This window comes from Corynebacterium sp. Marseille-Q4381 (assembly GCF_036881695.1).
GTDB lineage: Bacteria > Actinomycetota > Actinomycetes > Mycobacteriales > Mycobacteriaceae > Corynebacterium.
This window is the reverse complement of sequence record NZ_JBAJNR010000002.1, coordinates 197,972-218,990: the sequence shown is the minus strand read 5'-3', so window position 1 is coordinate 218,990 and position 21,019 is coordinate 197,972. Positions and strand designations below refer to the sequence as shown.

Genomic DNA, 21,019 nt, shown 5'->3' with positions numbered 1-21,019 from the left:
CTGCCTTTCGGCAGGTGGGGTGACTCATTTGGAATACTGTCCATACTCTTCTGCCGTGTTCGCGGCGGAAGCCAGGAGGCTTTGTGTCCGCAATTGCTCAGGCGTTCAGGGATCCGGATCTTCGCAAGAAGATCCTCATCACCCTCGCGCTGATGATCCTGTACCGCGTCGGTGCTCAAATCCCCACCCCGGGTGTTGACTACGCGCTGATTAACCAGCGCCTCCAAGACATCTCGCAGGGCGATCAGGCCTCGATGTTCTCCATCATCGGGTTGTTCTCCGGTGGCGCGCTGCTGCAGCTGTCGATTTTCGCGATCGGCATCATGCCATACATCACCGCCTCCATTATCGTGCAGCTGCTTACGGTGGTGATTCCGAAGTTCGAGGAGCTGAAGAAGGAAGGCCAGGCCGGGCAGGCCAAGATGACGCAGTACACGCGCTACCTCACGGTGGCGCTGGCGCTGCTGCAGTCTGCCGGCATTGTGGCCCTCGCCGACCGCGAGCAGCTGCTCGGCCGCGGGGTGCCGGTGCTCGTCGAGGACCGCAGCGCGTGGACCCTGATCATGATGATTATCGTCATGACTTCGGGCGCGATCCTGATCATGTGGCTGGGCGAGATCATTACCGAGAAGGGCGTGGGCAACGGCATGTCCCTGCTCATTTTTGCGGGTATCGCCACCCGTATCCCGATTGAGGGTGTCACCATCTGGCAGAACTCCGGCCCGGTCACCTTCTTCCTCGTGCTGGCCGCCGTCATCGCCCTCGTGGTCGGCATCATCTTCATCGAGCAGGGCCAGCGCCGCATCCCGGTGCAGTACGCCAAGCGCATGGTGGGCCGCCGCCAGTACGGCGGCTCCTCCACGTACCTGCCGCTGAAGGTCAACCAGGCCGGCGTGATCCCGGTGATCTTCGCCTCCTCGCTGATGTATGTGCCGGTGCTGATCACCCAGATCGTCACCATGAACCAGACCGCGCAGCCGGACAACTGGTGGATGAACAACGTCATGGCGTGGCTGCAGAACCCGGGTTCGTGGCAGTACATCCTGACCTACGTCGTGCTGATTATCTTCTTCGCCTACTTCTACGTCTCCATCCAGTACGACCCGGTGGAGCAGGCGGACAACATGAAGAAGTACGGCGGGTTCATCCCGGGTATCCGCCCGGGCCGCGCCACCGCCGAGTACCTCGGCTTCGTCATGAACCGCCTGTTGTTCGTTGGCGCGATTTACCTTGCGGCGATCGCGGTGCTTCCGAACCTGGCGATGGACGCGGGTGTTGCCGGCACCGGCGCGAACGGCATGAGCGGCTTCGGCGGCACGGCAATCCTGATTATGGTTTCGGTCGCCCTGACTACCGTCAAGCAAATCGAATCTCAGCTTCTGCAATCTAACTACGAAGGACTTCTGCGATAATGCGTCTCGTACTTCTCGGCCCTCCCGGAGCAGGCAAGGGCACCCAGGCCGCGATTCTCTCGGAAAAACTCGGCGTTCCGCACATCTCCACCGGCGACCTTTTCCGCGCCAACATCGGCGAGGGCACCCCGCTGGGTGTCGAGGCGAAGAGCTACATCGACGCAGGCAAGCTAGTCCCGACCGACGTGACCGCCCGCATGGTGGAGGACCGCCTGAACCAAGACGACGCCAAGGACGGCTTCCTGTTGGACGGGTTCCCGCGCACGGTTGAGCAGGCAGAGATCCTCACGGAGCTGCTGAACAACCGCGGTGAAGCGCTGGACGGCGTTTTGAACTTCGTCGTGGACGAAGACGTCGTGGTTGAGCGCATGCTTGCCCGCGGCCGCGCCGACGACAACGAAGACACGATCCGCACCCGTCTCGGCGTGTACCGCGATGAGACTGCGCCGTTGATCGACCACTACGGCGACGCCATCATCTCGGTTGATGCTGTCGGCGATGTCGACGAGATCAACGCCCGCACGCTGCAGTCGCTGGGTAAGTAAGCCCCGCATAAACTCGCGCGTTTTGGCCGGTGCTCGCACCGGCTTTTTGCGTTTCACTATCCACCCCGCGAAAAGGAGAACCGCCATGGCATTCCGCAAACGGCGCATCGCCGCGAAGACGCCCGAGGAGCTCGACGCGATGGAGGCGGCAGGTCGCATCGTCGGCGCCGCGCTGAAAGAAGTCCGCGCCGCCGCGAAGCCGGGAGCGACCACGCTCGATCTGGACACTGTGGCAGAGACGGTGATCCGGGACCACGGCGCCACGCCCACGTTTTTGGGGTACCAGGGCTTCCCCGGGTCCATCTGTGCTTCGGTGAATTCGGTTGTGGTACACGGCATTCCGTCGAAAAGCATTGTGCTTGCCGACGGCGACCTTATCTCCATCGACTGCGGAGCCACGCTGAACGGCTGGGTGGGGGACTCCGCTTGGTCGTTCGGAATCGGGGAGTTGGCGCCGGACGCGGAAAAGCTGAACCGCGCGACTGAGTGGGTGCTCGCCGAAGGGCTGAAGGCGATGGTGCCGGGCAACAAACTCACGGATGTCTCCCACGCCCTAGAGCGGGCGACTCGAGCTGCCGAGGAGCGGTTTGGAGTCGCGCTCGGCATCCTCGACGGCTACGGCGGCCACGGCATTGGACGCACCATGCACGAGGACCCGTTCCTGGCTAACGAGGGGCGGCCGAACAGGGGGCCGCTGATCCAGGAAGGTTCCGTGCTTGCGATCGAGCCGATGCTCATACTCGGCGGCGAGACCGACTCCGTGGTTGAAGACGACGATTGGACCGTCGTCACCGCCGACGGCTCCCCGGCCGCCCACTGGGAGCACACCGTGGCAGCGACTTCACAGGGGCCTCGCATCCTCACCCCGCGCGATTGACAGGCTATACTTTCGCTTCATGCTGAAGATTTCCCGCCGCGCCGCCGCGCTTTTGGCCACCGCAGGCATCGCCGCCACCGCGTTCGCACAGCCCGCAGCCGCGCTCCCGGCGCTGGCACCGCTCTCCTCTTCCGCCGGCGTCACCGCGGATTCGTTCCTGAACGACGCCAACAAAAAGTTCTCGGAGCTGAGCTCTTCCCGCGACAAAGCCTCCCGCGACAACGCGTGGAACCTGCGCAACTCGCTGCGCCGGCAAGCTGACTCGCTTGCGGTCTTCGGCCCGCAGGTGCCGGCTCAGGCTAAGGAGGGCATCGACAAGATTGTCGAGGCGCTGTTCCCGGGCCTGATCGCGGAGCGCACACCGAAGCCGGCACCCAAGCCAGCCCCGGCACCGGCTCCAGCTCCGGCTCCCGTGGCTGAGGCGCGCCCGGGCTTCGACTACGGGTCCTGCCCGAAGGACGCAAAGGCCTGCATCGACATCAACGGCCGCCGCTCCTGGCTGCAGAAGGACGGCCAGGTGTACTACGGCGCCGTCTTCATCGGCCCGGGCCGCCCGGGTTACGACACGCCGAAGGGCACCCACTACGTCAACCGCAAGGTCAAGGACGAAGTGAGCTACATCTTCAACATGGCCCCGATGCCGTACGCGACCTACTTCACCAACAACGGCATCGCGTTCCACGAGGGCGACCCGAACATCCTCTCGCACGGCTGCATCCGCATGTACTCCAAGGATGCGCAGAAGTACTTCAACGATCTGCAGATCGGCGACAAGGTGTACGTCTACTAGAATCTGCTCCTCGCAACACTGCTCCCGCTCATCTCGCAACCGAGGTGGGCGGTTTCGCTTTTCGCAGGTGAGGCACTATAGTCGAACGTTGGTGTAGACCAGATCGCACACGCCGACCGGTCCGCACCGCGTAGCAGTCAGGAAAATACGTCGAGTACCAGCGCAAACGCCGGTGCTTTAGGAAGTGGAGTGTATGGCAAAAGAAGGCGCAATCGAAGTTGAGGGCCGCATCGTCGAGCCCTTGAAGAACGCTATGTTCCGAGTCGAATTGGACAACGGGCACGAGGTTCTCGCCCACATCAGTGGCAAGATGCGCCAGCACTACATCCGCATCCTCCCAGAGGACCGCGTCATCGTGGAGCTTTCCCCGTATGACCTGGACCGCGGGCGTATCACCTACCGCTACAAGTAAATAAGCATTCGCCTCCTTACCCAGAGCGGTGCGGCGGGGACTACGTGCAAACAAAGCGCGCCCGCGTGAGTCACAGCTCGTCTACCTCCGGCCACGGTGGCCAGAGCCGCGCGAAACCACAACCCATCCTCCGGCACGGTCCGGACAAAGCGTTGCTTGGCGTGGACGGGTAGGGAGCAAACCACCGTAACAACCCGAAAGGAACGTGACCTCATGGCACGTCTTGCTGGTGTTGATCTGCCGCGCAACAAGCGCATGGAGATCGCACTGACCTACATCTACGGCATCGGCCCGACCCGAGCCAAGGAACTGCTCGAGAAGACCGGCATTTCTCCCGACCTGCGCACGGACAACCTCTCCGACGACCAGCTCGCAGCTCTGCGCGACGCGATCGAGTCCTCCTACACCGTGGAGGGCGATCTGCGCCGCGAGGTGCAGGCTGACATCCGCCGCAAGATTGAGATCGGCTCCTACCAGGGTCTGCGTCACCGCCGCGGCCTGCCGGTTCGCGGCCAGCGCACCAAGACCAACGCGCGTACCCGCAAGGGCCCGAAGAAGACCATCGCAGGAAAGAAGAAGTAACACATGCCACCGAAGACTCGTGCTGGCGCGCGTCGTGGACGCCGCGTCGTAAAGAAGAATGTGGCCGCCGGCCACGCTTACATCAAGTCCACCTTCAACAACACCATCGTGTCCATCACGGACCCGTCCGGTGCTGTGATCTCCTGGGCATCCTCCGGCCACGTCGGCTTCAAGGGCTCCCGCAAGTCCACGCCGTTCGCCGCGCAGATGGCTGCCGAGAACGCCGCCCGCAAGGCGATGGAGCACGGCATGAAGAAGGTCGACGTTTTTGTTAAGGGTCCGGGCTCCGGCCGCGAGACCGCTATCCGTTCGCTCCAGGCTGCTGGCCTGGAGGTGTCCTCGATCTCCGACGTGACGCCGCAGCCGTTCAACGGCTGCCGTCCGCCGAAGCGTCGTCGCGTTTAAGGCTGAAAGGAAAAGAGGTAACTTATCATGGCTCGTTACACTGGCCCTGCTACCCGTAAGTCCCGTCGCCTCCGCGTCGACCTCGTCGGCGGCGACATGTCCTTCGAGCGCCGCCCCTACCCTCCGGGGCAGGCTGGCCGCGCCCGCATCAAGGAATCTGAGTACCTGCTCCAGCTGCAGGAGAAGCAGAAGGCCCGCTTCACCTACGGCGTGATGGAGAAGCAGTTCCGCCGCTACTATGAGGAGGCCAACCGCCTCCCGGGCAAGACCGGCGACAACCTTCTGGTTCTGCTTGAGTCCCGCTTGGACAACGTTGTCTACCGCGCAGGCCTGGCTCGCACCCGCCGCCAGGCTCGCCAGCTTGTCTCCCACGGTCACTTCACCGTGAACGGCAAGGCTGTCGACGTTCCGTCCTTCAAGGTCACCCAGTACGACATCATCGATGTGCGCGACAAGTCGCGTTCGATGCTGTGGTTCGAGGAGGCCCAGGACAACCTGCTCGATTCCGTGGTTCCGGCCTGGCTGCAGGTCGTTCCGGACACCCTGCGCATCCTCGTGCACCAGCTGCCCGAGCGCGCTCAGATCGACGTGCCGCTGCAGGAGCAGCTCATCGTCGAGCTCTACTCGAAGTAAGCATTTTTCTACCCCACATCCGTTCCTACCGGCATCAAATAGTGGTTGCCGATTAAGGAGAAGTTCATGCTCATCTCTCAGCGCCCGCAACTGACCGAGGAGTACATCGACACCAACCGCTCGAAGTTCATCATTGAGCCGCTCGAGCCCGGTTTCGGTTACACCTTGGGCAACTCCCTGCGCCGCACGCTGCTGTCGTCCATTCCGGGCGCGGCCGTGACGTCGATCAAGATCGACGGTGTCCTCCACGAGTTCACCACGATTAACGGGGTCAAGGAGAACGTGTCCGAGATCGTCCTCAACGTCAAAGACATGGTGCTGTCCTCCGACTCCGACGAGCCGGTGGTCATGTACCTTAACGTCGAGGGGCCGGGCGAGGTTACGGCAGGCTCCATCGAGCCGCCGGCCGGCGTGGAGATCCACAACCCGGATCTGCACATCGCGTCTCTGAACGAGCAGGCCCGCCTGGAGATGGAGCTTGTTGTCGAGCGCGGCCGCGGCTACGTCCCGGCTATGCCGAACTCCGGCGGCGAGGCCGGCCGCATCCCGGTCGACCAGATCTACTCGCCGGTGACCCGCGTCGCTTACAAAGTTGAGGCGACCCGTGTCGAGCAGCGCACCGACTTTGACAAGCTGATCATCGACGTGGAGACCAAGAACTCCATGTCCGCCCGCGACGCGCTGGCTTCCGCCGGTTCCACCCTTGTGGAGCTGTTCGGGCTGGCCCGCGAGCTGAACACGATGGCAGAAGGCATCGAGATCGGCCCATCCCCGCAGGAGACGGAGTACATCGCGGCCTACAACCTGCCGATCGAAGACCTGAACTTCTCCGTGCGCTCCTACAACTGCCTGAAGCGCCAGGAGATCTCCACTGTCGGTGAGCTCGCCGAGTACACCGAGAGCGATCTGCTGGACATCCGCAACTTCGGCCAGAAGTCCATCAACGAGGTGAAGATCAAGCTCGCGAACCTCGGCCTGACTTTGAAGGACGCTCCGGAAGATTTCGATCCCACCCAGATCGAGGGGTACGACGCGGAGACCGGTGACTACGTCGACACCGCCGCGGACGACGCCGAGTAGAACATTCATCTTTGAGCTAGCGCTCATTTCACGCACACGAGGAGTTATTCATGCCTACCCCTAAGAAGGGTGCCCGTCTCGGAGGGTCCGCCAAGCACCAGGAGCACATCCTGCAGAACTTGGCGCAATCCCTCTTCGAGCACGGCGCTATCAAGACCACCGAGGCGAAGGCGAAGATGCTTCGCCCCTACGCTGAGAAGCTGATCACCAAGGCGAAGCACGGCTCGCTGGCTGACCGTCGCGCTGTGGCTGCTGAGCTGCCGAACAAGGCTGTCGTTGCGCACCTGTTCGACAACCTGGCTCCGCTGTTCGAGGGCCGCGATGGCGGTTACACCCGCTCCATCAAGCTGGAGAACCGCGCCGGCGACAACGCGCCGATGGTGCACATCTCCCTGGTGACCGAGGAGACCGTGTCCAACGCGGCTACCCGCACCGCGCGCGCTGCAGCCGCCCGCGAGGAGGCCGCAGCTCCGGTTGAGGTCGAGGAGACCACCGCTCCGGTCGAGGAGACCGCAGATTCGGTCGAGACCGAGCAGGTTGAGGCTGTCCAGGCTGAGGCCGCCGACGAGGCTGCTGTCGAGGCCCAGGCTGCTGAGCCGGAGACCCCGGAGCAGGAGCAGCAGAAGTAGGGTCCTGAAACCCCCTCTGCAAGCGCGTATCGCGCCCCGGGTGCCCCGCCACGATTGTGGTGGGGCACTTTTTTGTGTGTGCTGCGCTGCTACGCTGTTGCACCGATGGACCCCACTGACACGATCCGGCTGCGCTTCGATATCGCCTACGACGGCACCGACTTCCACGGGTGGGCACGCCAGAAGGGCGAGCTGCGCACCGTGCAGGCAGTTATTGAGGACGCGCTTTCGCTGGTGCTCCGCGCGCCCGTTTCGCTCACGGTCGCCGGACGCACTGACGCGGGTGTGCACGCCTCGGCGCAGGTGGCCCACGCGGACGTCCCCGAGGAGACGTTGCGCCAGCGATCGATTGATGGGGATGCGGGGAGGTTGGTGCGTCGATTAGCAAAACTGCTCCCAACCGATGTCCGTGTCTTCGGCGTACGGCAAGTGCCCCCGCAGTTCGATGCGCGGTTCGCCGCACTGACCCGCTCGTACACCTACCGCGTCACCACCCACCCAGCGGGCGCGCTGCCCACCCGCGCCCGCGACACGGCTGTTTGGGGAAAGCCCGTGGACATCGAGCGCATGCAGCAAGCTGCCGGCTACATGGTGGGGCTCAACAACTTCGCGGCGTTTTGCAAACCTCGCGAGCACGCCACCACCATCCGCGAAGTGCAGGCGTTTCGGTGGGGGGACGCGTCAAGCGAGAGCGAGCCCGAGCTCTACTTGGCGCACATCACCGCCGACGCGTTCTGCTGGAACATGGTGCGCGCGCTTACGGCCGCGTGCCTGACTGTGGGGGAGGGCAAGCAGGACCCGGAGTGGGCGAGGGGGCTATTGCTTGCCGACGCCCGCGAGCCCACCCTTCGCCTCGCCCCCGCGTGCGGACTCACACTAACTGGCGTGACCTACCCCAAAGACGAAGATCTCGCGGCCCGCGCGGAGGTGACGCGGGACCGCCGCAGCTTGTAGCTAGAATGCTTCCGGGAGAAAGGAGGAACGATGGCAAGCACAGCCGCCCTGTGGTTCGCGATCGCGTTCTTCCTGCTGCCCGGGTTCCTGATCGCGCTGGTGTCCGGCATGCGCGCGCCCGCTGCCGCGGCTGCGGCGCTGCCGGTCACCTTTGGCGTGATCGGCATGAGCGCGTGGATGTGGGGTTTGACTTCTGCGCCGTTCAACCTGTGGACGTACGGGGTGAGCCTGGCACTCGCCCTCGGCGCGGCCGCTGTGTGGCGCTTCGCCATAGCGCGCACTCGTGAGCGCCGCCCCCTCGACCCGGCTTGGATGCTGCCCGCCGCCGGCGTTGCCGCAGGCGCGTGGTTGTGCACAGCGGACCGCCTTCACTGGCTCCAACGCGCGCCCAACGGCGTCTACAACGTGGTCCAGGGTTGGGATTCGCAGTGGCACGCCAACGCGGTGCGCTTCATCATGGATACGGGCGTCGCGTCGCCAACGCGCATGGGTGAGCTGCAGAACATCGAGACGCAGGCGGTGCAGCTCTACCCTTCGGGCTACCACGCCGGCGCCGCCCTCTTTGGCGAGGCCGCCGGGCTGGATCCGATCCCAGCTCTGAACATCGCCCAGGTCGTGCTGTCGGGGATCGCGCTGCCGCTGACCATGGCCTGCCTGGTGCTAGCGTTTTTGCGCTCGCGGGGCCTGACCGCTCAGATCGCTGCCGCGTTTGCCGCCGTGGGTGTTGCTGGTGTGCCGCATGTGTTGTGGATTGCGGAATACGTCGGCATGTGGCCGTACCAGTTCGCAATGTCGCTGACCGGCATCGTCATCTGGCTGTTCCTGACCGTGCCGCGCGACCACGTTTCAGCGTTGGCCGCGGCGCTCGGGTTTTTGGGCTTGCTCTGCGTGCATCCGTCTGCGGTGAGCGTGGTCGTGGTCGCGGTCGCCTTGGCGTGGCTCACGTCACTGCTTGTCCGCCCGGAGCGCAGCCGGTTGTCGGACACCCTTTGGCTTGCGCTGCCTGCCGTCGGCGCCTCCGTCGTGTACCTTCCGCAGGTGCTCGCAGGCTCGAAGCAGGCGAGCGAGGTCTCCGGGTGGGTGGCGCAAGAGGCGCTCAACGACACCGACGCGTGGGAATCCTCCTTCTTTCTGCTGACGCGCCACGTGGAGGAGTTTTTCCCGGACTTCGACCCGATGCCGCTGCTCTGGCTCGGACTCATCGGGGCAGTAGTGATGCTCGTTTGGCGCGGCCAGATCTGGCCGAGCCTGTTTTACGCGGTGTGCCTTTTGACCACCGTGAACTCGACCGCACCGCTCGACGGCTGGGTAGGCGACGCCTTGTGGCAGATCAGCAGTCTGCACTACAACACGCCGCACCGCCTCATCATCCCCGTGGTGATGTGCCTGGTCGCCTCGGCAGCGGTCGCGCTCGCCGCCATGGTGAGGCTGGTCACCCTCGCCCCGCTCGCCGCGCGCCGTGAAAACCCGACCGGGGTGCGGGTGACCGCCGCAGCATCGGTGGTAGTTGCGGCAGGACTTACCGCGGTTGCGGTTCCCTCCGCTCGGGCATCGCTTGATGGCGCCAACGAGCACATCTTCACCGCCCCCCGCAACGACGGGCGCATGGTTAGCCAAGACGACATTGCCGCATTCACGTGGCTCGCCAGCCGCCCGGAAGCTTACGAGGGCCTCACCATCGGCGACCCGTCTGACGGGCACTCCTGGCTCTACGCGTTCAGCGGCGTGCCCACCGCATCGCGCCACTACCTCTGGCCCAACGCGGGACGCGGCGCTGCCTTCGACACCACGTTCTGGCACCCCGATTTCATCGGAGAAGGGCTGCGCGGGCGCGCCTCGGCCGACAATCCGGCCGACGAGGCCGTGGAGAAAATGAACATTCGCTTTTACATGGTCAGCCCCCAGTCCTTCTGGGACGGGCAGCGCACGAACAAGGAAGCCAACCTAGGCCTATGGGCGTCGAAGGGGATGACGCCCGTCTACCGCAAGGGTACGGTGGCGATCTTCGCTGTCAACGAGGCGTTCACCAGCGCCGAGCTCGCCGACATGCGCAAAGACGCCCTCGCGAACGGCTCGGATGAGCTGTTCGAGCTCGAGGCGGCGGGAACTACTGCTGCCAGCGGGTAGACAGAACGCCCGCGGCAGCGGCGGTACCCTGCGCGCGCCGCTCCCGCGCGGTATCCTCGAACCCGATTCTCGGGGGAGGGGGACACATGGCGCGCGTGCTGCCAACAACAAAAACTCAAGTTTCCGGACACAAGTTTATGCGCCGCCGGGTCGAGCACGGGCTCATCTTCGGCGACGTCCGGATGATCCACGATCCGCTCGCCTCGCGGCGCCGCGCCATGATCTTCGGCACCGTCGCGGCGCTTCTGATCTCCGGGGTGATGGGGCTGTTCGCGTGGATGGCCCCGAACCCGGATCCGGGCGGCGCGCCGATTCTGCGCGGAGCCGACGGGGCACTGTACGTGCGCGTCGACGACACCGCGCACCCAGTCACCAACCTGACCTCGGCGCGGCTGGTCGCTGGTGCGCCAGCGGAGCCTGCCCGAGTAGGCGACGAGGCGCTGCTGGCGATGGGCCGCGGCGTCCCCGTCGGGATCGCCACGGCACCCAACGTCTTCGCGCCGGCCGACTCCGACCACGAGGATTGGTCGGTGTGCACTTCAGGCGACACCGTCAGCGTGATTGCGGGCGAGGCCCCGCCGCCGCTGGGCGAGAACGAGGCTGTCCTCGCAGCCGCCGACAACCGCGAGTGGGTGGTCACCGCTCAGGGCCGCGCGCTGCTGCCGCCGCCGACCACACCAGAGGGGCGGATTCTGCGGCGCGGGCTGGGTATCGACGCCGCCACACCCCGCTGGACACCGCCCACCCAGGTCTTCGTCGCAGTCCGCGAGCTGCCGCCCTACGCGCTGCCTCACCCCGCACCAGCGGTGCTCACAACAGCCGAGGGAGCATGGTTGCTTATTGACGCCCACGTGCAACCCATCACACCCACCCAAGCGCACCTGCTCACCAGTGCTTCAGCCCAGGTCACGGAGGTTGATCCCCCGGCAATCGCCAACTACCCCGATCTCGATCCGCCAATCGTCTTACGCCTGCCCGCGCGGGTACCCGAGTGGCTCGACCCAGCGGCGCGCGCAATCTGCGCCGGACCCGAGGGCGGCGCAGCGGCGCTGGCTGAGGACGCGCCGGACGGTGGGGCTGTGGACGGGGCGGTCGAACTGTCCGGGTCGTCGGTGGCCACCCACTTCGCCGGGCTCGCCGCAGGAGCCGTGGGCATCGATTCCGGTTTCGGCTACCACGTGGTCGCGACAAGCGGGCTGCGCCACCCAGTGCCCGACGAGAAGACGTTAGAGATCATCGGCGTGCAGCGCGTCGATGAGGCGGCGTGGAGCATCGTCTCGTTGCTTCCGGAAGGTGAGCCGCTGAACCGGCAGTCGGCGCTAACGGCGGCGTACTAACGAGGCCGCGGCAACCAGCGCGGCCAGCGGCAGCGCCACCCACCATTTCCCCGGAGCGCTCGAGGCCGCGCCTGCCGCCGGCAAGATCACGATCGGGTCCGACGCGGGGACGTCGTCCGGCGGGAGGTGGCTAATTAGCCTGCCCGCGTCGAGCGCCCCGCCTCGGGGTTCAGCCGCGGCATAGACCAGCTCCCTGACCTGGGAGGGACTTAAACGGGGGTAGCGCTCAAGCAGTAGCGCCACCGCGCCGGCGACGCGCGGGGCCGCAAAGCTGGTTCCCACGTACGGGGCGACTTCACCGCGCGCACCGCGGGTGCCCGCCGCCCAGCCGCTGCCGTCGGAGGCGAGGGCTAGTGGTACCGCCCCGTCGGCAGAAACTTCAGGGCCGGGCGCGCTGATGGAGTAGCTTGCCACCGTGTGCGCGTCGGCGCGGGCGCCGACCGCGATGACGGTGGGGAAGTGGGCCGGCACCACGGTGAACCCTTGGCCACAGGTGTCGGAGGCGTTACCGGCTGCGGCGATGACCACCGCGCCCTGTGTTTCTGCCCTGGCGAGCGCCTCCTCGACCACGGCGAGGTCCACGCGCGGCGCGACCTCCGGCGGAAGACACGAGACGACGGAGATGTTGATCACCCGCGCACCCTGGTCAAGCGCGTTGTGGATTGCTGCGGCGAGCGTGGCAAGTGAACCGGCGAACTCGGTCTCGTCGCGGCTGCGGTAGTGGGCAGAGGTCTGCCGGATCGAGATCACGGACGCGCCGGGCGCCACCCCGATTGTTTGCCCTGCGATGATGCCTGCGACAACGGTGCCGTGGCTGTCGCAATCGAAAAGCGGGTCGGGGGAAGCGGGATCCACAAAATCTTGCCCGGCGCGCAGGTGCGGCAGTTCGGGTGAAGGTGCTACCCCGGTGTCGATGACGGCCACGGCGACACCGGCGCCGGTGGCGAACTGGCGCAGCGGTTGAAGATCTGGGGCGCCGGCAAACGGCGCGTGCGCAGGTGCGGCGCAGGCGTAGTCCTGGGCGCGGGCGGCGGGGATGAACGCGGTCGCTGTTGCCGCCAGGGCGAGGGCGGTGGCGATGGTGCGTTTCATTACAGCCCCCGGATGAGCGCGAACAGCCCGGTCATCTGCACGGCAACCGGGATGAGCGCGATGATGGCGGCGGCTTCGGCGCGTTCAAACCAGGCCACCGTGGTTGGCTCCAGCTCGGGCAGGTGGGGTGCCCACAGGGGCGCGGTAGCAACGGCGGCGGCCACGGCAGCGGCGAGCACCGTTTCAGCGGTGCCCCCGCCGGCGGTGGCAACGACCACCCCGGCCAGCGCCGCGAGCGCCGCGATAGTCAGCGCGGCGCGCGAAACCGGGTAGTGGTGGCGCAGGGCGTGCAGCCCAAGGGCGCCGGCGGTAGCCAGGCACAGCGCGATCGGCCAGGTGCCGCCGGTAAGAGAGGCCCACGCAAGAGCCGGAGCCGCACACGCGGCCGCCGCGGCGGAGAGTGCGTCGGCGACCGCCACTGCGCTCGCGCTGCGCGCGTCCACGTCGAGCTGGTAACCGTCGGAATGCGTCAGCTCCTCGCCAGCGGTGGGGATCCGGGGGATCTTCAACCCCGCGGCGCGGCTGGCCAAGCCTGGAGTTGCCGTCACAGCGGTGACGCTGGCTAGCACTGTCATGGCCGCCGGGGCGAGGGAGGCGGGCAACCACGCGCCCAGCGCGCCGATGGCGGCAATGGTGCTGGTCGCGAGGTGGAACGTGGTTGCGGCGGGGCCCGAAAGACGCGCCGCGGACCCAGCGGCGGCTGCGGCGGCGCAGGTGATGGCGGCCGCGGCCGCGCCAACGGCGGGGTCGGTGCCGGATACCCACTCGGCGCGCGGCCCTGCGACCCACGCGCCGGCAGCCGCCGCGCACAACGGCGGAACGGGGAAGAAGAGCGGCTGCGAGCTGCGCAGCCGTGCAAGCAGCGCCAGCGCCAACGCCGCGGCCGCGAGCGCGGCGGCGAGACCTGCGTGCGGGATGAGGACGAGCGCGATGCCGGCGCAGCCCGCGATGCCCGCCGCGGTGTCGAGGCCGCGGGCGTCGTGCGCGGCGGCAGCGGCGGCGGTGAGTGATTCTGTGGCGTCGCGGACCACCGGCGGCGAGGGCGGCTCGGCGGGGGTCAGCGAGATGATGGAGCCGTCGACAAGCCGAAGCTTGTGCAGCGGAGCGTACATGTCCAGCGGCGCCCCTGCGGCGGTGGCCGCCTGCCACGGGCGCGGGATGTGCGGAATGTCGATGATGCGCGCGAGTTCGGGCAACACTTCGGCGAGCGCGGACGATGTCGGCAGCGTGACGTCGATGTCGCGGTGGACGTCAGCCGCGCTGATGCGAACGGTGACACGGACAACGTGATGGGTTGACGAGGCAACCATGATTTCCCCCATGTGAAAAGCGCGGAACCCCCGTTTGCCCGCGCGTGGACGGGCTCAAGTATGCCGTAGGAGCCTAAGCCCGTCCACCGGTGGGCGAATCAGCCGCGTCCTGCAGGAGCTTGAAGACAGCCCTATACTTTGCCTGCATCGCGGATTGGGGGTCCGGATCCAAAAGAGGGGGAACCGGCGTCCGCGGGAGTACAGGGGGAACTTCACGCATGCTCGGCCTCGACCACAACCCGGTCATCGCTCCGATTCACGTCGCGCCGGAAGACGGCGCGCCGCCGCTGCCAACCGGCTCGCTTCGCGCCGAAGCGGTGCCGGGAGTGCAGAAAGATCAGCCCATCGCGCTGATCAGGGTGCTCATTCCCGTCATCATGGTCGCCGCGGTCGGCGCGGTGATGGCGCTGATGGTGGCCTCTGGCCGCCAGATGAGCCCGATGATGCTGATCTTCCCGCTCATGATGCTGATCGGGCTGATTGGCCTGTTCAACCCGGGCGAGGGCAAGAGCGACATCGACGAGACCCGCCGGGTCTACCTGCGGCACCTCGACGCGTTGGCGAAACGCGCCCGCGCAGGCGCGGACATGCAGCGGGCGCATTTCAACTACCTGCACCCGAAGCCGGCCGAGCTAGCGATGGCAGTCTCCACTCAGCGGGTGTGGGAGCGCGGTGCGCAGTCGGCGCAGGCGCTGCAGGTGCGCGTCGGCACGGGAGCCACCGCCTTGCACACGCCGGTCGAGGTGGATGACCCCGGCTCGACGGAGGACCTCGACCCGGTGTGCGCGGTCAGTCTGCGCCGCACCGTCGCCGCGGTCAGCGCGGTGCACGGCATGCCGATCGTGGTCCAGCTCGCTGCGTTCCGCTCTGTCACCTTGGCCGGCCCGCGGGCCCACGACGTGGCGCGTTCCATCGTTTGCCAACTGGCGTTTTTCCACGGCCCGGAGCTCGTCGGCATCGACGCCGCATCCTCGGGCTTCAATTGGACAAAGTGGCTGCCGCACGCACGGACGCCGCAGGAGGCGCAGTGGAGCTTGATGCTTGTCGACGCCACCTTCAACCCCCCACTCGCCACCGCCGACTGCACTATCACGGTGCACCCCGACCCCGACTTCTTCGTCGACGAGGACGCGCTTCACCTCGTCTGCGACGACTCGGTGACTGTGTTGACCGCGCGCGGTCCGGAATTACTCGGCGACGTCGACGCCTTCACCGGCGCCGAGGCCCTCCTCGTGGCCCGGCGGCTCGCCTTCTACCGCCGCCCCGACGCCGCAAGCGGTGAGGCCGGCGCCGACGTGCTTGCCATGCTCGGCCTGGACCGCCTGGAGGCAACCGGCGGCCACGCCCGCGTCGACGCGGCTGACGTGGCGGCGATGTGGCCGGGCCGCGAGGGCACGCGCCAACGGCTCACCGTGCCGATCGGCACGACACCGGACGGCCAAGCGGTGTTCATCGATTTGAAGGAGGCCGCTCACGGCGGTTCCGGCCCGCACGGCCTCTGCATCGGCGCGACGGGCTCGGGTAAGTCGGAATTGCTTCGCTCGCTGGTCGTCGCCCTGGCCGCCACCCACTCGCCGGACGAGCTGAACCTTGTCCTCGTCGACTTCAAAGGCGGCGCAACCTTCCTCGGCTGCGAGGGGCTGCCGCACACGTCGGCGGTGATCACGAACCTGGAGGACGAAGCGGTGCTGGTGGAGCGGATGTACGACGCGTTGTCGGGGGAGATGCACCGCAGGCAGGAGCTGCTGCGCAAGGCGGGCAACTTCGCCAACATCACCGACTACACCCACGCCCGCCTTGCCGGCGCGCCGCTCGACCCGCTGCCCGCGCTGTTCGTGGTGGTCGACGAGTTTTCTGAGCTTCTCACGCAGCACCCGCACTTCGCCGACCTTTTCGTGGCGATCGGCCGGCTGGGCCGGTCGCTGGGTGTCCACCTGCTGCTCGCGTCGCAGCGGCTGGAGGAGGGCAAACTCCGCGGCCTGGATTCGCACTTGTCATACCGCATCGGCCTCAAGACCTTTTCGGCGGCGGAATCGCGCCAGGTGCTCGGTGTGCCGGACGCCTACGAGCTGCCGGGCGAGCCCGGCTCCGGCTACCTCAAGGCGGGCGCCGACGGGCTCACCAGGTTCCGCGCGGTCTACGTCTCGGGTCCGGTGCGGCGCAAGGTGGCCGGGCGCGCCGGCGCGAACCCGGTGTTCGTGCACGAGTTCACCGGTTGGGATGAGGCTGAGGAAGCCCTCGACGCCGCGCGGGCGGTGACCGAGGTTATTGAGACCGACACCTCCACCACGGTGGTGGACGCCGTGGTGGAGCGCACCCGGGCGCTCGCCGCGTTCGCCGGAATGCGCGCGCACCAGGTGTGGCTGCCGCCCCTGCCCGAGCAGCTGGCGCTGTCTAGTGTGCGCCCCGGCGACGGGGACTTCGGGTTCCTGCGCGTGCCAATGGGGTTGGTAGATGAGCCCTACCACCAGCGCCAAGACATGCTGCTGCTCGATCTCGCAGCTTCCGGCGGCCACGCCGCGATCGCCGGCGCGCCGCAGACCGGCAAGTCGGAGTTGCTCCTCACGCTCGCCGCCTCCGTGGCGCTCACGCACACCACCGACCAGGTCGCGATCTACGCCATCGACGCTGGCGCCGGTGGGCTCGACCAGATCGAGGTTCTGCCGCACGTGGCCGGCACCGCGGCAAGGGGCGACGAGGAGAAGGTGCGGCGCGTGGTGGATGAAATCACCGCCGTGCTGGACAACCCCGATCCCGGTCACGCGCGCCACACGCTACTGCTCATCGACGGCTGGCACGCGCTGCTCGCAGCTGACTCCAAACTGGAAGACTTGCGCGACCCGCTCACCCGAATCGCGTCCGAAGGTCCTGCGGCCGGCGTGCATCTGGTGATCACCACGCAGCGCTGGTCCGCGGTGCGCAGCAACGTCCGCGATCTGATCGCCACGCGGTGGGAGCTTAAACTCACCGAAGCGATGGATTCGATGATCGACCGCCAAGCGCAAACCACGTTGCCCGCCAGGCCGGGCATCGGGCTCACACCGGAAGGCAAAGTCATGCTGGTCGCGCGCACGGTCGCCGAGGATTTCGCCCACATTTCGCAGGTCACCGCGGGGCAGGTGCGGGTGCCAGCGCTGAAGGTCCTGCCGGCGCACGCACCAGTGCAGTTGCTTATCGACGCCGCCACCACCCCCTCAATCCCGTTAGGCGTCGGCGGACCCCGCCTTGAGCCGCTGTGGAGCACCTCCGGCCACGTCGTCGCCACCGGCGCAAGCGGCTGCGGCAAGTCCACCTTCATCGCCGCCGCGGTCACCGCTATCCAGGCCATGCCGCGCGAGGCCGCGCGCATGGTCATCCTCGACCCGCGCCGCGCCCACCTCGGGCGCGCGGACGACACGATGGTCGCAGCCTACGGCGCGTCGCCGACATCCATCGAAGATGCGGTGAAGGCGCTCGTTCACACACTCAGCGCGCGCCTTCCCGGCGCCGGCATCTCCCCGCAGGAACTGGCCCAGCGCAGCTGGTGGCAGGGCCCCGAAATCTACCTCGTCATCGACGACATGGACCTGGTCAACGACGCTGTGCTCCGCGACGTCGCCGAGCTCGTCCCGCACGCCCGCGACATTGGTCTCCACATCGTCTGCGCCCGGAAGCTCAGCGGCATATCAAGGGCACTCTACGGCGGGTTCTTGGGCGCGCTGACCGACATCTACCCAGACGTTTTGGTAATGGACGGCAACCGGGACGAAGGCAGCGTCTTCGGGGTTAGGCCCAAACCCCTGGCGCCGGGGCGCGCAACCCTGGTGCAGCGCGGCGAAACTGTCGGCGCAGTCCAAGTCGCCGCGCCGTACGAGGAAGGCGGAAGCCTGTGAGCGCCGAGGCACCACCCCAGCTCCGGATCACGGTGACGGATACCTCGACCGTGTTCACGGGAGCCGCGAACCTCCACCGCTTCGACGCGCCCTCGGAGCACGAGATCGCGGTGTTTGTGCGGAACGTCTTCGGGCCGCATCCCGAGGGTGCGCACGTGCACGTCAGCGCGTCTCGAAGCCGCCTCGAGCGCATTGAAGCGGCGCTGGGGGAGTACGACATCGCGCTCACTACCGCGGAGCTGCCGGAAGTCCCCGACGACGACCCGAAGGTGCCGGCGGACGAAGAAGAGGGCGTCGAGGAGTGGGAGGAGCCGCAGCGCTCGACGGTGGTGGTTGCTGCTGCGGTAGCGGTCGTGGTGGCGCTGGTCGCGAGCGCGACGGTGATCCTGGCTCGCTGGTTCATGGCTGCCGCGGAGCCCGAGGGACCCATGGAGATCGAGGAACCGGAGGAGACTGCGACTGAGGTTGTGGAGAAGGGGGATGAAGGGGGCGTCGATAAGCAACTGCCCCCTGAACCGGAAACCGTGTTCTTGGAGGAAGCCGGGGTGCGCGTGGAGCTGCCGCACGGGTTCACTGCCGGCGACGTCGGCGGGAACTGGCGCGCGACCGGGCTTGACCCCGATTTTCGGCTGCACATAGCTGTGGAGGAGCTCTACAACCTGCCCGCCCAGGCGATGGCGGATCAGGTGCTCGCAGAAATTGACGCGGACGATGAAACCGAGTTGGTGCGCGCCGACGGGCAGGTGCTGACCTACCGCGAAATGCCCGGCGACGGCTCCGAGGTGCTCTGGAAGACCTGGCCGGAGGGCAACCACCAGATCTTTATCGCCTGCCACACGCGCACTGCGCCGACAAAGGTGCAGTCGGCCACTTGCCGGATGGCGATGGAGTCGGCGGAGTTTTCCCCGGAGCCGAAAATTTCTTGAGAACCGATGGAACCGGAAGCGTGTTTTGTGAGTCCAACTATGTGAACAGTTCACCGCTATCGGCTGTTCTTACCTGACACCTCGAGGGGGAAACACCATGAGCCAATTCAAGACCGAAGCCGACGTGATGCGCTCGACCGCGGACCGCGCGGACGCAGTCAACGCCGACGTCAACCGCGAAATCGACCGCATCCAGGAAGTTGCACAATCCGTGCGCAGCTCCTGGGAGGGCCGCGCCCAGCAGAGCTTTGACCAGCTAATGGTCCGCTACGACGACGCCCAGCGCCGGTTAACGGAGGCGCTGTCCGACATTTCCGGCAACATCCGGGACAACGCGAAGCACTACGAGAACACCGATGTGACCACCACCGAAAACATCGACCGCTTGGCCGCTACCCCGGGTCTCGCGCTGTAGCGCCGACGCCGCCCACGACGACACACTTTCAAGGAAGAACCCATGCAGATCAAGTACAACTTCGCCCAGATTTCTAACACCGCCCAAGACATCCGCTCCTCCGCAACCCGCATCAACGGCCAGTTGCTCGACCTCAAAGACATGATCAAGCCGATGACCGACACCTGGGAGGGCGAGGCCGCGGCGAGCTATCGCGCCCACCAGGCAAAGTGGGACCAGGCGGCGGAAGACCTCAACCGCATCCTGAACCAGATCGCCGCCACTGTGGACGAGGGCAACAACCAGATGATGGCCGTCAACACCGCGGCCGCGAACAGCTGGGGGTAAGCCCCGGCGCGCCGAACAGCAAATGGGGGAGTAACAGCGCGATGCCCGCCCGCGCCGCTTGAAACAGAGCGGCGCGGGCGGGTTTTGTTTCCTGTGTGAGCCTGCCGTAGGGTGTAACACCTGTGCGTTTCGCATGTCTTCCGCCGGGTCTCCACCGGCCGCCGGCGGGACAGACTGCGCACCGATTCTGGCCGGCAGCCATCTAGACAGACTTTAAAGGAGTCATGCATGTCTACTTACCACCCGAAGAGCGGTGACATCACCCGTAAGTGGTATGTCGTCGACGCAACCGACGTGGTGCTGGGCAAGCTTGCTTCCACCGTCGCAGACATCCTGCGCGGTAAGCACAAGCCGCAGTTCGCACCGAACGTCGACACCGGCGACCACGTCATCGTGATCAACGCCGACAAGGTCCACATCTCCTCCAACAAGCGCGAGCGTGAGATGCGCTACCGCCACTCCGGTTACCCGGGTGGTCTGAAGTCCATGACCCTGGGCCGCGCGCTGGACGAGCGTCCGGATCGCGTGATCGAGGAAGCTGTGAAGGGCATGATGCCGCACAACAAGCTTTCCCGCGAGTCCATCAAGAAGCTTCACGTCTTCGTCGGCGACGAGCACCCGTACGCCGCCCAGAAGCCGGAAACCTACGAGTTTAAGCAGGTGGCACAGTAATGACCGAGCCGAACAACTACGCAGAGGACGCCTACACCGCTGAGGACATCGACATCGATGCCGCGACGGCCGCGACCGAGGAGTTCAACTACACCATCGGTGACGCGATCGCTCCCGAGGTCGACGAGGCTGAAGGCGACGCGGTTGAGCCGGTGCAGCTGCACGAGGGCCCGATCCAGACCGTCGGCCGCCGCAAGCGCGCTATCGCCCGCGTGACCGTCACCGAGGGCGAGGGTGTCATCACCGTCAACGGCCGCGCGTTCGAGGACTACTTCCCGAACAAGCTGCACCAGCAGGACATCCTGCAGCCGCTGACCCTGCTCGAGCGCGAGGGCCAGTTCAACATCAAGGCCAACATCTCCGGTGGCGGCCCGACCGGCCAGGCCGGTGCACTGCGCCTCGCCATCGCCCGCGCACTCAACGTCTACAACCCGGCTGAGCGCCCGACCCTGAAGAAGGCTGGCCTGCTCACCCGTGACGCCCGTGCAGTGGAGCGCAAGAAGGCTGGTCTGCACAAGGCACGTCGCGCACCGCAGTACTCCAAGCGTTAAACCGCTTGCGTTCTGCGCTGCGGCCGCACGCGCAACGAATGCCGCCACTCCGGTTGAAGTGGCGGCATTTT

At 66.5% G+C, this 21,019-nt stretch carries 21 protein-coding genes; 19 read left to right on the top strand and 2 right to left on the bottom strand.

Features of this window, described 5'->3' with window-relative positions; genetic code table 11:
• Positions 1-83 precede the first annotated feature (83 nt).
• The 13 genes from secY to eccB all read left to right on the top strand — a co-directional run bounded on the left by secY (position 84) and on the right by eccB (position 11,783).
• Positions 84-1,412, top strand: coding sequence for a preprotein translocase subunit SecY (gene secY / locus V6D40_RS02845; RefSeq protein ID WP_334288848.1), 1,329 nt, complete (start codon positions 84-86; stop codon positions 1,410-1,412).
• Positions 1,412-1,957: an adenylate kinase gene (locus tag V6D40_RS02840; protein ID WP_334288847.1), complete on the top strand. Its 546-nt coding sequence runs from the start codon at positions 1,412-1,414 to the stop codon at positions 1,955-1,957. The genes secY and V6D40_RS02840 overlap by 1 nt, the downstream gene beginning before the upstream one ends.
• Before the next feature lie 85 nt (positions 1,958-2,042).
• Positions 2,043-2,834: a type I methionyl aminopeptidase gene (gene map / locus V6D40_RS02835; protein WP_334288846.1), complete on the top strand. Its 792-nt coding sequence runs from the start codon at positions 2,043-2,045 to the stop codon at positions 2,832-2,834.
• A gap of 19 nt (positions 2,835-2,853) precedes the next feature.
• Positions 2,854-3,624, top strand: coding sequence for a L,D-transpeptidase (locus V6D40_RS02830; protein ID WP_334288845.1), 771 nt, complete (start codon positions 2,854-2,856; stop codon positions 3,622-3,624).
• Positions 3,625-3,817: 193 nt separating this feature from the next.
• On the top strand, positions 3,818-4,036 hold the full coding sequence (gene infA / locus V6D40_RS02825; protein WP_018017508.1) for a translation initiation factor IF-1: 219 nt from the start codon (positions 3,818-3,820) through the stop codon (positions 4,034-4,036).
• Between the two features lie 213 nt (positions 4,037-4,249).
• Positions 4,250-4,618 carry a 30S ribosomal protein S13 gene (gene rpsM, locus V6D40_RS02820; RefSeq protein ID WP_234948216.1) on the top strand — a complete coding sequence of 123 codons (369 nt, stop codon included), beginning with the start codon at positions 4,250-4,252 and terminating at the stop codon, positions 4,616-4,618.
• A gap of 3 nt (positions 4,619-4,621) precedes the next feature.
• The gene (rpsK, locus tag V6D40_RS02815; RefSeq protein ID WP_234948217.1) at positions 4,622-5,023 is read left to right on the top strand and encodes a 30S ribosomal protein S11; all 402 of its coding nucleotides are present in this window, start codon (positions 4,622-4,624) and stop codon (positions 5,021-5,023) included.
• A gap of 27 nt (positions 5,024-5,050) precedes the next feature.
• Positions 5,051-5,656 (top strand): 30S ribosomal protein S4, encoded by a 606-nt coding sequence (rpsD, locus tag V6D40_RS02810; RefSeq protein WP_334288844.1) that lies wholly within the window; start codon positions 5,051-5,053, stop codon positions 5,654-5,656.
• A gap of 66 nt (positions 5,657-5,722) precedes the next feature.
• Positions 5,723-6,736: a DNA-directed RNA polymerase subunit alpha gene (locus V6D40_RS02805; protein WP_334288843.1), complete on the top strand. Its 1,014-nt coding sequence runs from the start codon at positions 5,723-5,725 to the stop codon at positions 6,734-6,736.
• 50 nt (positions 6,737-6,786) lie between these two features.
• Positions 6,787-7,365 (top strand): 50S ribosomal protein L17, encoded by a 579-nt coding sequence (rplQ, locus tag V6D40_RS02800; protein WP_334288842.1) that lies wholly within the window; start codon positions 6,787-6,789, stop codon positions 7,363-7,365.
• Between the two features lie 105 nt (positions 7,366-7,470).
• Positions 7,471-8,319, top strand: coding sequence for a tRNA pseudouridine(38-40) synthase TruA (gene truA, locus V6D40_RS02795; RefSeq protein ID WP_334288841.1), 849 nt, complete (start codon positions 7,471-7,473; stop codon positions 8,317-8,319).
• A 30-nt stretch (positions 8,320-8,349) separates the two neighbouring features.
• On the top strand, positions 8,350-10,446 hold the full coding sequence (locus V6D40_RS02790; protein WP_334288840.1) for a DUF6541 family protein: 2,097 nt from the start codon (positions 8,350-8,352) through the stop codon (positions 10,444-10,446).
• 86 nt (positions 10,447-10,532) lie between these two features.
• Positions 10,533-11,783: a type VII secretion protein EccB gene (gene eccB, locus V6D40_RS02785; protein WP_334288839.1), complete on the top strand. Its 1,251-nt coding sequence runs from the start codon at positions 10,533-10,535 to the stop codon at positions 11,781-11,783.
• On the opposite strand, the gene V6D40_RS02780 is transcribed toward eccB, so the two are convergent.
• Both V6D40_RS02780 and eccD read right to left on the bottom strand, forming a co-directional pair.
• Positions 11,766-12,875 (bottom strand): S8 family serine peptidase, encoded by a 1,110-nt coding sequence (locus tag V6D40_RS02780; protein ID WP_334288838.1) that lies wholly within the window; start codon positions 12,873-12,875, stop codon positions 11,766-11,768. The two genes, eccB and V6D40_RS02780, sit on opposite strands and share 18 nt — an antisense overlap.
• Positions 12,875-14,185, bottom strand: a complete 1,311-nt coding sequence (eccD, locus tag V6D40_RS02775) for a type VII secretion integral membrane protein EccD (RefSeq protein WP_334288837.1) — start codon at positions 14,183-14,185, stop codon at positions 12,875-12,877. Before eccD ends, V6D40_RS02780 begins: the two co-directional genes overlap by 1 nt.
• Before the next feature lie 218 nt (positions 14,186-14,403).
• Between eccD and eccCa the strand changes: the two genes are divergently transcribed.
• From eccCa to rpsI, 6 genes are all read left to right on the top strand, one after another.
• Entirely contained in the window at positions 14,404-18,057 is a 3,654-nt protein-coding gene (gene eccCa, locus V6D40_RS02770; RefSeq protein WP_334288836.1) for a type VII secretion protein EccCa, read from the top strand.
• Complete coding sequence (locus V6D40_RS02765) at positions 18,054-18,983, top strand: type VII secretion-associated protein (protein ID WP_334288835.1); 930 nt, start codon at positions 18,054-18,056, stop codon at positions 18,981-18,983. Before eccCa ends, V6D40_RS02765 begins: the two co-directional genes overlap by 4 nt.
• A 97-nt stretch (positions 18,984-19,080) precedes the next feature.
• Entirely contained in the window at positions 19,081-19,398 is a 318-nt protein-coding gene (locus tag V6D40_RS02760; RefSeq protein WP_334288834.1) for a WXG100 family type VII secretion target, read from the top strand.
• A gap of 42 nt (positions 19,399-19,440) precedes the next feature.
• Complete coding sequence (locus tag V6D40_RS02755; protein ID WP_334288833.1) at positions 19,441-19,725, top strand: WXG100 family type VII secretion target; 285 nt, start codon at positions 19,441-19,443, stop codon at positions 19,723-19,725.
• A gap of 228 nt (positions 19,726-19,953) precedes the next feature.
• Positions 19,954-20,397, top strand: a complete 444-nt coding sequence (rplM, locus tag V6D40_RS02750) for a 50S ribosomal protein L13 (RefSeq protein WP_334288832.1) — start codon at positions 19,954-19,956, stop codon at positions 20,395-20,397.
• Positions 20,397-20,948, top strand: coding sequence for a 30S ribosomal protein S9 (gene rpsI / locus V6D40_RS02745; protein ID WP_334288831.1), 552 nt, complete (start codon positions 20,397-20,399; stop codon positions 20,946-20,948). Before rplM ends, rpsI begins: the two co-directional genes overlap by 1 nt.
• The last annotated feature ends 71 nt before the right edge of the window (positions 20,949-21,019 follow it).